The sequence below is a fragment of the Faecalicatena sp. genome, from assembly GCF_058819085.1.
Map to the genome: position 1 here is coordinate 112,369 of NZ_JBZUUL010000004.1, position 12,697 is coordinate 125,065.

Annotated in this window: 15 protein-coding genes; 4 read left to right on the forward strand and 11 right to left on the reverse strand. The window is 45.1% G+C overall.

Annotated elements, in window-relative coordinates; genetic code table 11:
• Nucleotides 1-32 precede the first annotated feature (32 nt).
• The 4 genes from AC4OGX_RS02570 to AC4OGX_RS02585 all read right to left on the reverse strand — a co-directional run bounded on the left by AC4OGX_RS02570 (nt 33) and on the right by AC4OGX_RS02585 (nt 5,389).
• Nucleotides 33-3,506 carry a DNA polymerase III subunit alpha gene (locus AC4OGX_RS02570; RefSeq protein WP_493328250.1) on the reverse strand — a complete coding sequence of 1,158 codons (3,474 nt, stop codon included), beginning with the start codon at nt 3,504-3,506 and terminating at the stop codon, nt 33-35.
• Between the two features lie 97 nt (nt 3,507-3,603).
• Nucleotides 3,604-3,843: a polya polymerase gene (locus AC4OGX_RS02575; RefSeq protein ID WP_493328251.1), complete on the reverse strand. Its 240-nt coding sequence runs from the start codon at nt 3,841-3,843 to the stop codon at nt 3,604-3,606.
• A gap of 260 nt (nt 3,844-4,103) precedes the next feature.
• A complete protein-coding gene (locus tag AC4OGX_RS02580) occupies nt 4,104-4,925 on the reverse strand; it encodes a CvfB family protein (protein ID WP_493328252.1) in 822 nt (273 codons plus the stop codon).
• Nucleotides 4,926-4,963: 38 nt separating this feature from the next.
• Nucleotides 4,964-5,389 carry an HIT family protein gene (locus tag AC4OGX_RS02585; RefSeq protein ID WP_493328253.1) on the reverse strand — a complete coding sequence of 142 codons (426 nt, stop codon included), beginning with the start codon at nt 5,387-5,389 and terminating at the stop codon, nt 4,964-4,966.
• Between the two features lie 234 nt (nt 5,390-5,623).
• Here AC4OGX_RS02585 and AC4OGX_RS02590 point away from each other — a divergent pair, with 234 nt between their 5' ends.
• Nucleotides 5,624-5,953: a hypothetical protein gene (locus AC4OGX_RS02590; RefSeq protein ID WP_493328254.1), complete on the forward strand. Its 330-nt coding sequence runs from the start codon at nt 5,624-5,626 to the stop codon at nt 5,951-5,953.
• A gap of 10 nt (nt 5,954-5,963) precedes the next feature.
• Here AC4OGX_RS02590 and AC4OGX_RS02595 read toward each other — a convergent pair whose 3' ends face one another.
• The 3 genes from AC4OGX_RS02595 to AC4OGX_RS02605 form a co-directional block, all read right to left on the reverse strand.
• Complete coding sequence (locus AC4OGX_RS02595; protein ID WP_493328255.1) at nt 5,964-6,545, reverse strand: GNAT family N-acetyltransferase; 582 nt, start codon at nt 6,543-6,545, stop codon at nt 5,964-5,966.
• A 9-nt stretch (nt 6,546-6,554) separates the two neighbouring features.
• Nucleotides 6,555-7,031, reverse strand: a complete 477-nt coding sequence (tsaA, locus tag AC4OGX_RS02600; RefSeq protein WP_493328256.1) for a tRNA (N6-threonylcarbamoyladenosine(37)-N6)-methyltransferase TrmO — start codon at nt 7,029-7,031, stop codon at nt 6,555-6,557.
• A gap of 98 nt (nt 7,032-7,129) precedes the next feature.
• Complete coding sequence (locus AC4OGX_RS02605; RefSeq protein WP_493328258.1) at nt 7,130-7,945, reverse strand: MerR family transcriptional regulator; 816 nt, start codon at nt 7,943-7,945, stop codon at nt 7,130-7,132.
• Between the two features lie 206 nt (nt 7,946-8,151).
• On the opposite strand from AC4OGX_RS02605, the gene mobC reads away from it, so the two are divergent.
• The 3 genes from mobC to AC4OGX_RS02620 all read left to right on the forward strand — a co-directional run bounded on the left by mobC (nt 8,152) and on the right by AC4OGX_RS02620 (nt 9,519).
• The gene (gene mobC, locus AC4OGX_RS02610) at nt 8,152-8,295 is read left to right on the forward strand and encodes a plasmid mobilization relaxosome protein MobC (RefSeq protein WP_493328260.1); all 144 of its coding nucleotides are present in this window, start codon (nt 8,152-8,154) and stop codon (nt 8,293-8,295) included.
• A 403-nt stretch (nt 8,296-8,698) separates the two neighbouring features.
• Nucleotides 8,699-8,797: a hypothetical protein gene (locus tag AC4OGX_RS02615; RefSeq protein ID WP_493328527.1), complete on the forward strand. Its 99-nt coding sequence runs from the start codon at nt 8,699-8,701 to the stop codon at nt 8,795-8,797.
• Nucleotides 8,798-9,042: 245 nt separating this feature from the next.
• A complete protein-coding gene (locus AC4OGX_RS02620) occupies nt 9,043-9,519 on the forward strand; it encodes a DUF1648 domain-containing protein (RefSeq protein ID WP_493328261.1) in 477 nt (158 codons plus the stop codon).
• Nucleotides 9,520-9,524: 5 nt separating this feature from the next.
• On the opposite strand, the gene AC4OGX_RS02625 is transcribed toward AC4OGX_RS02620, so the two are convergent.
• The 4 genes from AC4OGX_RS02625 to AC4OGX_RS02640 all read right to left on the reverse strand — a co-directional run bounded on the left by AC4OGX_RS02625 (nt 9,525) and on the right by AC4OGX_RS02640 (nt 12,674).
• Nucleotides 9,525-10,697, reverse strand: coding sequence for an ABC-2 transporter permease family protein (locus tag AC4OGX_RS02625; protein ID WP_493328262.1), 1,173 nt, complete (start codon nt 10,695-10,697; stop codon nt 9,525-9,527).
• The gene (locus AC4OGX_RS02630; protein WP_493328263.1) at nt 10,694-11,395 is read right to left on the reverse strand and encodes an ABC transporter ATP-binding protein; all 702 of its coding nucleotides are present in this window, start codon (nt 11,393-11,395) and stop codon (nt 10,694-10,696) included. Before AC4OGX_RS02630 ends, AC4OGX_RS02625 begins: the two co-directional genes overlap by 4 nt.
• The gene (locus AC4OGX_RS02635) at nt 11,386-12,132 is read right to left on the reverse strand and encodes a hypothetical protein (protein WP_493328264.1); all 747 of its coding nucleotides are present in this window, start codon (nt 12,130-12,132) and stop codon (nt 11,386-11,388) included. Before AC4OGX_RS02635 ends, AC4OGX_RS02630 begins: the two co-directional genes overlap by 10 nt.
• A gap of 92 nt (nt 12,133-12,224) precedes the next feature.
• Complete coding sequence (locus tag AC4OGX_RS02640; protein WP_493328265.1) at nt 12,225-12,674, reverse strand: RNA polymerase sigma factor; 450 nt, start codon at nt 12,672-12,674, stop codon at nt 12,225-12,227.
• Nucleotides 12,675-12,697 lie beyond the last annotated feature (23 nt).

Consider the following 12,697-nt stretch of genomic DNA (forward strand, 5'->3'; position numbering starts at 1 on the left):
TTTTTAACACTTCGGGTATTATTCTAACCTATTTATATATGGTTTTCAATAGGTTTTTCTACCACTTTTACCCGCTTTTCGCCGTAATGGTTCATTAATCTGCCCAACACCTGCTGCCCGATGCTGATATTGCGGTTCCTCGGAAGCCGCTTCACCGCACGTTCCGCCTGGCAGTAAATGACTACCTCATCTTCCCCCTCAGAATCCGCCAGATATCCGTATACGATCTGCTCCTCCTCAAGAAATGCCGCTTTACTCGGGAACTGAATCCACAATTCCTTCTTCGTCTGTTCGAATGGGATAATCCTCTCACAGATCAGCTTGCTTGCTTTCTCGTCCTCTTCTGATACACGGCCTTTGATAAACACCTTGTTATCTACCTCGAGAAGCACCCGGTTCTTCTCATAATCCCTCGGAAATACGACCACCTCAACGGTCCCCAAAAGGTCCTCCACCGTCAAAAATGCCATCATCTGGTTTGTCCTTGTGTGTTTCACCGTCTTATCCGTGATCATCCCTCCGATGATCTCCCGGGCACCGTCATGTACCTTCGTCCTGCCCGTCTCCTCATCCGGCTGGAAATCCGCTGTGGTAGCGGAAATCGACCTACGCCATTTTTCCTCATATTCTTCCAGAGGATGTCCGCTGATGTAGATACCCAGGACCTCCTTTTCAAATGCCAGAAGGTTTTCCTTCGTATACTCACCTACATCAGGAAGCTTGATCTCAAACTCACTCTTCTGCTCATCATCTACCAGGTCGAACAGTGTCATCTGGCCTGTCATGGCGTATTTTTTCTCTTGGTTCACATGGTCCACGATCTGGATGTAAATGCTCATGAACTGCTTTCTTGTACCTCCGAGACCGTCCAGTGCACCGGATTTGATAAAGTTTTCGATGACACGTTTATTCAGGATCTCCTTCACCGACAGCCGGCTGATAAAATCCTCCAGATTCTTAAACGGCCCGAACTCCCGTCTGTCTGCCACGATCGCCTCTATGACAGGCTTTCCGACCCCCTTGATGGCTGCAAGCCCATAGCGGATATGCCCTTCATCCACAGAGAAATTCGCGACTCCCCTATTGATGTCCGGCGGCAGGATCTGAATGTTCATCTGACGGCATGCATAGATATATTCTGCCACCTTCGGTGGATTTTCAATCACGGATGTCATAAGAGCCGCCATAAATTCTACCGGATAGTAGTATTTCAGGTATGCTGTCTGGTAGGCAACGACCGCATAAGCCGCCGCATGGGACTTATTGAACGCGTACTTTGCAAAGTCGATCATTTCATCATAGATCTTATTGGCCGTTTTTTCATCGATCCCGTTGGCAATACATCCGGGAACACCATTTTCCTGATCGCCGTGTACGAAGATCTCCCGCTCCTTCTGCATGACATCTCCCTTTTTCTTGGACATGGCACGGCGCAAAAGATCGCTTCGTCCCAGTGTATACCCTGCCAGGTCACGCACGATCTGCATAACCTGTTCCTGGTACACGATACAGCCATAGGTCGGCTCCAGAATGGGCTCCAGCTGAGGACAATCATATGTGATCGAGGCCGCATCATTTTTCCCCCGGATATACTGCGGGATAAAATCCATCGGCCCCGGGCGGTACAGTGAGATTCCGGCGATGATATCCTCCAGGCTGTGGGGCTTTAGCTCCTTCATAAAGCTTTTCATCCCGGCACTTTCCAACTGGAAAATACCATCCGTCTTTCCTGTTCCAATATAGTCGAGGACCTCTTTGTCATTATAATTGATCTGATCCATATTCAGATCCGGTATCTTGTCTTTCGCTAAATGCACCGCATTCTGGATTACTGTCAGGGTACGAAGCCCCAGGAAATCCATCTTTAAAAGTCCCAGCTCTTCCAATGTTGTCATAGTAAACTGCGTCGTGATAGAGCCATCCTGTGCGCGGGAAAGCGGAACATATTCATCCACTGACTTCTGACTGATCACGACTCCGGCAGCATGCATGGAGCTATGCCTTGGAAGCCCTTCCAGACGTCTGGACATATCGATCAGATACTTCACCTGCTCATCCGTCTCATAGGTCTTACGAAGTTCCGGATTCATCTTAAGTGCTTTATCGATCGTTATATTCAGTTCCGTCGGGATCATTTTCGCGATCGTATCCACAAACGCGTATGGGAGATCCATCACGCGTCCCACATCGCGGATCACACCGCGTGCCGCCAGGGTACCGAAGGTTACGATCTGCACCACCCGGTCCTTGCCGTATTTGCGTACCACATAGTCTATGACCTCCTGCCGTCTTTCATAACAGAAATCGACGTCGATATCGGGCATGGACACACGTTCCGGGTTCAGGAAACGCTCAAACAGAAGCTGATAGCGGATGGGATCGATATTCGTGATCTCCAGGCAGTAGGAAACGATACTTCCCGCAGCAGACCCACGCCCCGGTCCCACCGGGATGCCATGGTCCCTGGCATATTTGATAAAATCCCACACGATCAGAAAATAATCCACATACCCCATATTCCGAATGATATCCAGCTCATATTTCAGACGATCCTTCAATTCCGGAGACGGATCGCCATAATGCTTTTCTAGTCCTTCATAACAAAGCTTATTCAGATACTCCCAGGATGTCATACCGTCCGGCACATCGTATTTCGGGAGTTTAGTCACGCCAAATTCAATCTCGACCTCGCAGCGGTCAGCGATCCGCTGGGTATTGTCCAGTGCTTCGATAGCATAGGGAAACAGCTGCGCCATCTCCTCCGGGGACTTGACATAATACTGTCCGCCCTCGTAACGCATCCGGTTCTCATCCTCCAGCTTCTTGCCGGTTTGGATGCAGAGCAGGATATCATGAGGTTTCTCATCCTCCGCATACGTGTAATGCACATCATTGGTGGCTACCAGATCAATATTCAATTCCTGGGACATTTTCAAAAGCTGCTGATTGACAAAGGCCTGATCAGGAATCCCATGATCCTGAAGCTCCAGAAAGAAATTATCCTTTCCAAAGATATCCTGATACTCCAGGGCCGCCTTGACCGCCTCATCATATAATCCCTTCGTGAGATACCGCTGCACCTCTCCTGCCAGGCAGGCGCTCAATGCAATGATTCCCTCATGATGTTTACGCAAAAGCTCTTTATCCACACGCGGCTTATAATAGTATCCTTCCACGAATCCCTTGGATACGATCTTCATCAGATTCGCATATCCCGTATTATTCTCCGCCAGCAAAACCAGATGATAATAGCGGTCCTCGCCTCCGGTGATCTCCCTGTCAAACCTGGAATTCGGCGCCACATACACCTCACACCCAAGGATCGGCTTGATCCCCTGGCTTTTCGCCTCACGGTAAAAGTCGATCACGCCATACATCACTCCATGGTCCGTGATCGCGGCACTGTTCATCCCCAGCTCTTTTACTCTCGCAACGTATTCTTTTATCTTATTCGAACCATCCAGAAGACTGTATTCTGTATGGACATGTAAATGTGCAAAATCCATTGTTCACCTCTGCTGCCTGTCTCTATGTCAAAAAAGGGTGGTCCCTAACAGAGACTACCCTTCTATATGCTTCCTTCTTACTTATGTTCTGCTGATCTTATTGTCCACCATTGATCATGAAACCAATCAGCTTATCTGTATCTTCTTTTTCATATGCAATGATCTCAAGCTCCGGAATCTCACCGTTAGAGAAGATGTTCGCCATGGAAACATACTGAGAAAGCTTTGACTTCAAGTTCAGTCTGTCTCCCTCGCCTGTTACTAATTCTACTCTTCCTTTACACTGATCAACTACCTTGAAAAATGCGTCTATGTCTGTGATGTTCTGTACTTTCATTTTACTCAATCTCCTTTCAATCTGCTTCTTCTTACTCTCCCATTATACCGTATTTTAGGGGGATTGCAATATCTTTTTTCACTATTTAGCCATGCGGGAAGATTTCAGGGTGCTGTGCGTGGGAGCCTGTTCACTAAGCACAGATCCCTGGAATCTTCTCATACGGCGTTTAGCCGAAGCGAAATGAAGCGGCTTTATCGCGGAATTGAGCTTGCATGGCGGATTCCTTAGACCGCCACGCGGCCATGCCTGCCGTTTTGTTACCGGACCCGGATGCTTTTTTCCAGAATCTCAATCTTCCCTGCCTTCAAAAGACGCCCCACCGCACGCTTGAAAGCAGCCTTGCTCATATGGAATTCAGTCTTAATGGTCTCCGGGTCAGCCTTGTCTGTGAATGGCAGCTCCCCGTCATATCCCTGAATCACCTTCATAATATACTGTGCATCCTTATCCATCTGCTCCGGGATCTTGTCACGCACACTTAGATCCAGTTTGCCGTCCTCTTTCACTGCCGTTACACGTGCTTCCACAACCCTGCCGACTTTCAGACCGCCGCAGACATCCTTCTTCGGGATCAATGCCGAATATTGGTTATCGACCGCCACAAACACCCCGAATTCATCACTGGTATCATATACGATACCACTGACCTTGTCGTCCTTTTTATACAGGGAATCCGTAGATAAAAGATGATAAACCTTCATTGTAGCGCAGAGCCTGCTGCTCTTATCGATATAAAGAGATACCAGACAGGAGTCACCCTTCTGTACCTTCGCTGTCTGTTCTTTAAATGGTAAGAACAGATCCTTTTCCAATCCCCAGTCCAGGAACGCCCCCAGTTTCCCTACATCGGCAACCTTGAGGACTGCAAGCTGTCCGAGTGTGATCTTCGGCTCATTCGTAGTAGCGATCATCCTGTCATCAGAATCCCTATATAGGAAAACCTCCACCGGATCCCCCGGCTCGATCCCCTCCGGGACCTGCTTCTTCGGCAGAAGAACCCGTTCCTCATCCGTCCCGAGATACACCCCAAAATCTACTTTCTTTACAACAGTTAAAACCTGTTTTTCACCTAACTTCATCTATCAATCTCCTTCTATTACTTTTCCATAAAACTTTACTATACTTCCAGCTCACGCCTGATCTTTTCGATCAGCTCTGTATATTCTTCCTCCGTCAGATACTTCTCTCCCGGATTCATGGCAAATACACCGCCCCACTCATACTCCTCTTTATACTTGGGAACCAGATGGAAGTGAAGATGATGTCCCGTATCTCCGTAAGCTCCATAGTTGATCTTGTCCGGGTGAAACAACTTATGAAGTACATCGGCCACCTTCGCGATATCCTCCATATACACTGCGCGCTGCTCCTTAGATAATTCTACGATCTCACTTACATGTTCCTTGTGAGCGACGATCACACGCCCCGGGTGACTCTGCTCCTTAAAAAGGTATACCTTAGAACTCTCCAGTTCACAGATCTTGATTCCAAACGCGTCTACCAGTTCCCCTTCTATACAATATGCGCAGTTCTGATCTTTCATATGCTTCCTCTCCTTCCCGTCTGTTATCTAAAACTTATACTATGTCAATGCTTCTCTGTTCTTACTTATTCTATTCTGGTCAAAAGGTATTCTGCCCCTGGTATCATACTATGTAAGTATAACTTGAATCCCCGGAATTAGCAAATATTTTTCTGGGAATAAATGCAGGCGGTGTTTTATGCTGACAGCGGCCATCATTGGCTAGACAGCTCTTTTTCGATTTTCTGAAGTACGATGGATAAGACAATAATCAGTCCCGCACAGATTCCAGACAATATTATATCGGCGGCAGAGCAATATAGCAAAATATTTAGAGAATACCTTAACAACACTATAACAGAGGAACAACTCATAGATAGCGTTGCTCCTCTAAATATTGAAATATCAAAATGTTTTTTTAACAAAGCGAGCTGCCAATACCGCCATATCCTCAAAAAAGGCGACTTTATCAAGCCCCCTGTAAATCTAATTTTGAAAAGGAAAACGGCGGCTTTGATTATGATTTCAAAACTGCCGTTAGGTTATTGTATTTTGTTTAGTGGCATATCTATCCTGCCGACATAACAACGTTTTTTTATTTACCGTTGGGCGGCTGTGTCATACCCTCTGTTTCATAATAATCGTTTTTCGTCATACCATACAAATAGTAGTCGCAATAAGTATTTACCATTTTTCCATCCCGAATATGCCCCTCCCGCTTAAAACCCGCTTTTTCAAGTGTTTTATATGACGCAACATTTAGAACATGAACATCAGACCATAGACGTTGTAATTCTGTTTTTTCAAAACAAAAAATCACTACTTCTGTTAAGGCTTCTGCCATAATACCATTTCCTTGATAGGTTGGAGAAAGCCGGAACGCCACTTTTGCCATACGGTAATTTTCAATGAGATATACCCAAATTTCACCAATTACCTTGCCGTCCTTTTTATGAACAATCCCCCAATGAAAACTCTTTGTAGGTCGCTCCTTTTTTTGAAATAGCAGCTCTGGGTTTAAGTCGCTTTTTCCGGGACGTTTCCCCCAATATTGATATAATGAATTGTCGTTCAACCATTCTTTCAAATCGGCAACATCATCATATTGCAAAGGACGTAATAGAAGCCTGCCTGTTTCAAGTATCGGTTTATTCTGGACATAATCTTGCAGTTTCATAAAGCCCCCTTAGAAATTGAATACTTGTTCCCAATTAAAGCTGCCGGACGCTTCTGTGCTTCTCGGCCACTCGCTGCACCATACGGGAACACCGGGTGTTTCTACCCTGTCAAAGCTCGGTGTATACGGTTTTATATCCAGTACGGGAGTATTGTCATTTGCGTCGATAAAAGTAACTTGTATAATTCCCTTGTTAAAATCAATGCTGTTAATTTCTGATGTTGTCAAAGCAATAGGGTTAGGACGGGCGGGCGACCTTGTGGCGAAAACCCCCATTACGGACGGCGCATTTTTATAGGGCTGTTCGGTTTGCAATATGTTTCTGTCTGACGAATTATCACAATCACTAAACCACCACATTACATTGATATGGCTAAATCCCTCCAATGCTTGCAGTCCGGGAATATATTCCGGCTCTAATTCAATAAATGCTCCGTTGTTATCATTCTTTACCTTTCCAATAGGTTTTAACGGATAATTTTTCATATCGTACCTCCTGTTTTTTGTTGTGAATTCAGTATAATACCTCACATCATGTGAGATACAAGAGAAAAAATAAAAATGCCCTGCATTTTTGCAGGACATTACGTTTGAAATTCCAAAGGTATTTGAATTTCGGTCAGGTACTTTGTCGGATTTTCTTCATTCCACCCCCCTCTATGCACAATTTGTCGCATAGGGTTTGACATTCGATATTCACTATTTTTTTGTAACCATTCAGCAAAAGCAATATACTCTCTTTTGATATTTGAAAAATGACCATATACCATTATACAAGCCATAATGGGTACAGGCTCAATAGTACGGAAGCAGAATGGGGCAGTATCTTTGCATAGTTTACTTACAGGGGCGCATAATTCAATATCTACATTTTGTTCTTTATACTCTATATCGTGATAAACAGTAAAAGTCCGATTGGAAATTTCTATTTTCTGTTCTTTGGCAAAAGTAGAAAGTTCATTCCATAAATCCCCCTCGGAGTAGTATGTAGAGACAATTCTGCGTAAAGATAGGACTTGATACTCTGGTATCGCTTTAATGGAAATGTTGTAATGAAGCTCTCCTTTGTTTCCTTGAATTTCATTTTTAGCAATCGCAATTTTCCGTATTTTTTCCTGTTCGTTTTGTATTGTCTGCTCAATTTCTAATTGTTTTTGTTCAAGCATTTTAAGGAGTAAACAATCGTCCATTTCAAGCGCAAGAGCAATTTCAGAGACATTAAAACCGCTGTCACGCAAGTATAGTATTCTGTTTAGACGGGGTATTTGAGTGACTGAATACATTCGATGTCCTGTCCATTTATCGACTTCTGCTGCTTTTAACAGCCCCACTTCATCATAATATCGAAGCATACGAATAGATACTTGCGTTAGCTTTGAAAACTCACCTATTCTAAACATCTTATCACCACCTGTATATCATTATACTTGATGTTTTGTATACTTCAAGCTGATTTTGCACATGTCCATAGCAGAAAGGTGGAATATGATTTTAAGGCTTTCGCGAAAACTAATTATAAGCAATAATATGGTATTGCAGCTGATATGCGCTGTAATATTTTTTTGTCCAAAATCAACGTTCTATTTGGTATTTTTAGAAAATAGACGTGAACATTAATCAGATTGCAAAGCGTATCAATGAAACAGGACGCATTTACGCCAACGACATGGACGAGATAAAACAGCTTATGGAAGAAGTCTGGAGATTGGAGCGTCGGCTGCTCCTGCAATTTAAGGGGCTGACAAAATGAGGGTTTGGGAAACTTCCCAACAAGCGTTTTGCAGGGCAAAATACTGAACAGGCTATCCTGTTCCTATGCTTGCTACGAAACTGAAAACACTGATTTCAGGGGAAAGAACAGAAAGGAATGAAACGGAAAAGAATACTCAAAAACGGGCATATCGTGGTAAAAAAATCCGCTTGCCTATGAATTGCCAAAGCGTGAAGTCGTGATAAATTCGGGCAGGACACTCTACCATTTTACGGGCAGTTATGACGGACAAAGAGCGTTGCCGAGCAAGGTTTTACGGCTTATGGAACAGGATAATTTACATAAAGATATTGATAAAAAAGACAATGATCGTTAAAATGAGAATATACAATCCTGTATTGGCTGACTGCCCAGGACAGGCAAGACAAATCTGTTCTCCGGCATTGTACGTTGTACCGACTGTGGGGGAAAGCTGTATTACTGCACAAGCAAGAACTTCGGCAAAGCGGCGGCAGCTGACGCAAACGGAACGGCCAATTGAGGAATTGGACAGCTTATTCAAGCGTATTTACGAAGATAACGCCCGCTGTTTTGAATGACATGGTAAAGGCGGTATATGTTCACGCTCCCGACAAGCCAAGCAGGCATAGGGAACTGAATTGCCGGAAGACCTGTGCTCTGATACCCAGATTTTTAAAGACACCGATACAGCCAGGCTGATAGAATCTATCCTGCAGCAGCTGCGGGATGATTTTCAGAATATTAACATGGAAAGGCGGTATTTTTATGGATAAGAAAATTGAAGTTCCCCGTACCAAATATCATCGCATTGTGAATTTTCTCTGCCTGCTTCTACTCGCAGGGATCTTTGTCTGGCTCTTCATTATGTGGCGCCAGATACCGGACCAGATACCAAAGCACTATAACGGCGCCGGTGAGATCGACAGCTGGGGAAGTAAATATACCCTTCTTTTCTGCCCTATTGTAGCTGTATTTATGTATCTTGGGATTGGACTGCTCGAAAAGTATCCTGAGATCTGGAATACTGGTGTGGAAATAACGAAGAAAAATAAGGTACAGATCTATTCTGTTATAAAAAATATGATCGTGACCCTGAAATTTGTCATGGTGTTCATTTTTACTTACATCACTTATAACGATACCCTGGTCCGCCCGCTGCCCGGCTGGTTCACTCCCGGTTCTCTCCTGCTCACGTTCGGACCAATGGTATTTTTTCTGATACAGATTTATAGAAAGAGGTAGACTGCCTATTTTTCTTTGACCTGATATGTGTTGTAAATGTAGTACACGATCCCGGTCAGTATAATGCTGATAAACAGGTAAAAGACTGGACCCGCCTGCCAGATTCCGGCATAATTCCCAAACACTGAGATCAGTTTGTCACCAAATGCATCCGTTGCATTCATAAGATTCACAGGGATGCAGGCCCACACTCTGGACAGCACTCTGTACTGATCCGGGATCGATATGAAACTGCTCAGAATCAGAAAGCCTACCAGGACTGCCATCGGTACTGTACTGCTCCTGAATTTCTCCGCCAGGAACATGGCAATGATACTTTCGAGCACTGCGGACATGATTCCGATTCCAAGAAGGATCAGCAGCATCTCCCCCATATTCAGATTCCATGGCAGCATTGGGAAGTATATCTGTATCTGCGTCCTAAACCCGTTCATCCCATAAATCAATGCCGAAGGGATCAGCATCGCGGCAAACAAAAGCAGCGTAGCCAGAATGGAGAATGTAACCCCGGTAAATATTTTTGCGTGGAACAGGGTGTTTCGCCCAAGTCTGCTGCACATGATTACCTGTGCAGTTTTTCTCTGATGCTCTTCCGCAAAAATCATAGGAATACAGATTGCGATCAGCAGCCCCTGCAGCACCGCAAGAGCATACTCCAGCCGGATCATTTTCTCATACCCTTTCGCATAACCATATGTAAAAGGAGTCTCTATTCTTTCATTCATCGCCCCTAGTTCTGCCTTTTCTCCTGTCGAAGAAAATTTAGATTTCCAGTTTTTTTCAATCCCCTGTGTTCTCGTCTGATACAGATCCCCGTCAAACCTGTATGTATTTTCTTCCAGATGATCTGTCTTGCCGGCATTTTTCCGTATAGTCAGGACAAAGGAAAACAAATCATCCGGTATGGAATCCGGATCCTTCTCTTCGAGATCTGCCAGACGCTTTAACAACCCTGCATCTATTTTCTCTCCCGCAAATTGTGCCGCTGCTTTGCGGTCCCGCTGAATCATTTCATAATGTGTGCTCACCACTTCCCCTTCTACATATACATTTCCCAGCAGAGATCCACATACGGAAAACACAGCAAATGCAGTGAGAGCCGCCAATGTGATCCGTATGATCTTCCGCTTCAATAATTTCTTATATTCAAGTCCTGTTAACGCCCAGAAATTCTTCATATACTATCCTCCTCGAACTGCTCCAGATAAAAGTCCTCCAGTTTTTCTCCGACAGCATCAACGGTCCCGTTGAATATCAGCTGTCCCTCCTTCATCATGAGGATGCGGTCCGCGATTTCTTCTACGTCGGACACAATGTGCGTGGAAAGAAGCACAATATTCTCTTTCCCCAGCTCTGCGATCATATTCCGGAAACGCACCCTCTCCTTCGGGTCCAGACCTGCCGTCGGTTCATCCAGCACAAGAAGCTTCGGCCGGTTCAGAAGTGCCTGCGCGATTCCCAGACGCTGTTTCATCCCGCCGGAATAAGTCTTGATCTTTTTCTTCTCCATTCCGAAAAGCCCGGTCATCTCCAGTAATTCCCGGCATCTTTTTCGTGCTGCAGTCTTATTTACCCCTTTCAAAAGGGCCATATACATCAGAAAATCCAGCCCCGTAAAGTCGGGGTAATACCCGAAATCCTGAGGCAGGTAACCGAGTTTGTCCCGGTATTCCTCGCTGGAAGCAGACATCCCCTGTAAAGTTACCGTTCCCCCTGTTGGTTTCAACACACCGCAGATCATGCGCATCAGGGTTGTTTTTCCCGCTCCGTTGGCACCCAGAAGACCATATACTCCCGGCGTTAATGTCATGGAGACCCGGTCTACGGCGATTTTATTTGTATACTGCTTTGTCAGTCTATCTATCATTAACTCCATTTATATTCCTCCGATTGTCTCATGAATTTTACACATTCTTCCACAGTCAAAGCCACTGCCGCTGCAAAAATCAGCAGGATACTCATTCCGCTTAAGTTTGCATAGACAGATTTCTCTGACAGGCTCATCAAAAGATTCGTCCCGCTGATCAGTACGGTCCCGCCAAGACAGGCATAGATACTTTCCCTGCCGCGTATCCGTCTTACAAGAAAGAAATTGACGAATGCCGCCAGCAGATAGGGAATCATGATGACTGCTCCGCTGAATAAAATGCCTGCATGGTCCCTGTTACCGACGATCAGAATAGATACCGCCAGCAGGACCAGATTGCTCACCCCCAGCAGAAGAAGCCTTGAGGCAGCAATCGCCTTGAGTGAGAACCTGGAGGCCAGTTCCAGTTCCTCCATGCCGTACTGAATCGATCGGCTCCCCTCCGATACCGCCGCAAGTGCAAGAAATGGTACAAATGCCGCCATTGCCCACACCGCCTGCCTGTCAATATACCTGACACCAAGCAGAGTGATCAAAAACCCCACGCCCACCAGCAGCCAGTTCCATTTTCTGATGTAGGGGATCTGCTGACAGATGAACTGCGCCGTAGAAATTCCCGCTGTCTCCGCATCCTGTTCTAACTGTCGTTCAACTCCTTTGATGAATTCTGCTTTCCTCTCTGGAGCAGGGGCTCTATATAATTGTTTCAAACCTCTTGTGAGATCCTCTTCTCCGTTTCTCTTCAAACTGTTTCCTCCTCTCTCCTGGCAGATTCTTGTTCTGTTTTATTCTCTTTTATTCTGCTTTATTCTCTTTTGTTCTGCTTTTTCAGATAAAATCAGAAATCCTCTCCCAGGCTTGTTTTTAATCTTTTCAGACAACTCTGAATTCTCCGGCGTACAGAAAAGCGGGAAATATTCAGAATTTTACTGATGTCATTCACTGGCACCTCGTTCACAAACCTCAAAAAAATCAATTCCTGATCCTCTGAACTTAATTCAGCCACCGCCCGCTGCAGATCAAGTGAAACTTCCAGGTCCGGATTCATGTCACCCGCCATGTTTTCATCCAGCTCCTCGCTCTGCCTTCTACGGTAATGATCAATACACTTATTTCTGGCAATCGTATAAAGAAAAGGCAGGCGCCTGCCCATTTCTTTGTATGTACAATTTTCCAGGAAACAAAGAAAGGTCTCCTGCGTAATGTCCTCTGCGGTCTGCTGGTGCTTAAGCTTCATGTAACAATACCGGTATATTTTCTCGTAATCCTCTTCCAGTCCCGTAAACACGCGGGGATCCCTCCTTTTCGTTG

What these genes read in the sequence shown, in the direction of transcription:
- AC4OGX_RS02570 (WP_493328250.1), bottom strand. Translation starts at nt 3,506, where the DNA reads ATGGATTTTGCACATTTACATGTCCATACAGAATACAGTCTTCTGGAT.
- AC4OGX_RS02575 (WP_493328251.1), bottom strand. Translation starts at nt 3,843, where the DNA reads ATGAAAGTACAGAACATCACAGACATAGACGCATTTTTCAAGGTAGTT.
- AC4OGX_RS02580 (WP_493328252.1), bottom strand. Translation starts at nt 4,925, where the DNA reads ATGAAGTTAGGTGAAAAACAGGTTTTAACTGTTGTAAAGAAAGTAGAT.
- AC4OGX_RS02585 (WP_493328253.1), bottom strand. Translation starts at nt 5,389, where the DNA reads ATGAAAGATCAGAACTGCGCATATTGTATAGAAGGGGAACTGGTAGAC.
- AC4OGX_RS02590 (WP_493328254.1), top strand. Translation starts at nt 5,624, where the DNA reads ATGGATAAGACAATAATCAGTCCCGCACAGATTCCAGACAATATTATA.
- AC4OGX_RS02595 (WP_493328255.1), bottom strand. Translation starts at nt 6,545, where the DNA reads ATGAAACTGCAAGATTATGTCCAGAATAAACCGATACTTGAAACAGGC.
- tsaA (WP_493328256.1), bottom strand. Translation starts at nt 7,031, where the DNA reads ATGAAAAATTATCCGTTAAAACCTATTGGAAAGGTAAAGAATGATAAC.
- AC4OGX_RS02605 (WP_493328258.1), bottom strand. Translation starts at nt 7,945, where the DNA reads ATGTTTAGAATAGGTGAGTTTTCAAAGCTAACGCAAGTATCTATTCGT.
- AC4OGX_RS02620 (WP_493328261.1), top strand. Translation starts at nt 9,043, where the DNA reads ATGGATAAGAAAATTGAAGTTCCCCGTACCAAATATCATCGCATTGTG.
- AC4OGX_RS02625 (WP_493328262.1), bottom strand. Translation starts at nt 10,697, where the DNA reads ATGAAGAATTTCTGGGCGTTAACAGGACTTGAATATAAGAAATTATTG.
- AC4OGX_RS02630 (WP_493328263.1), bottom strand. Translation starts at nt 11,395, where the DNA reads ATGGAGTTAATGATAGATAGACTGACAAAGCAGTATACAAATAAAATC.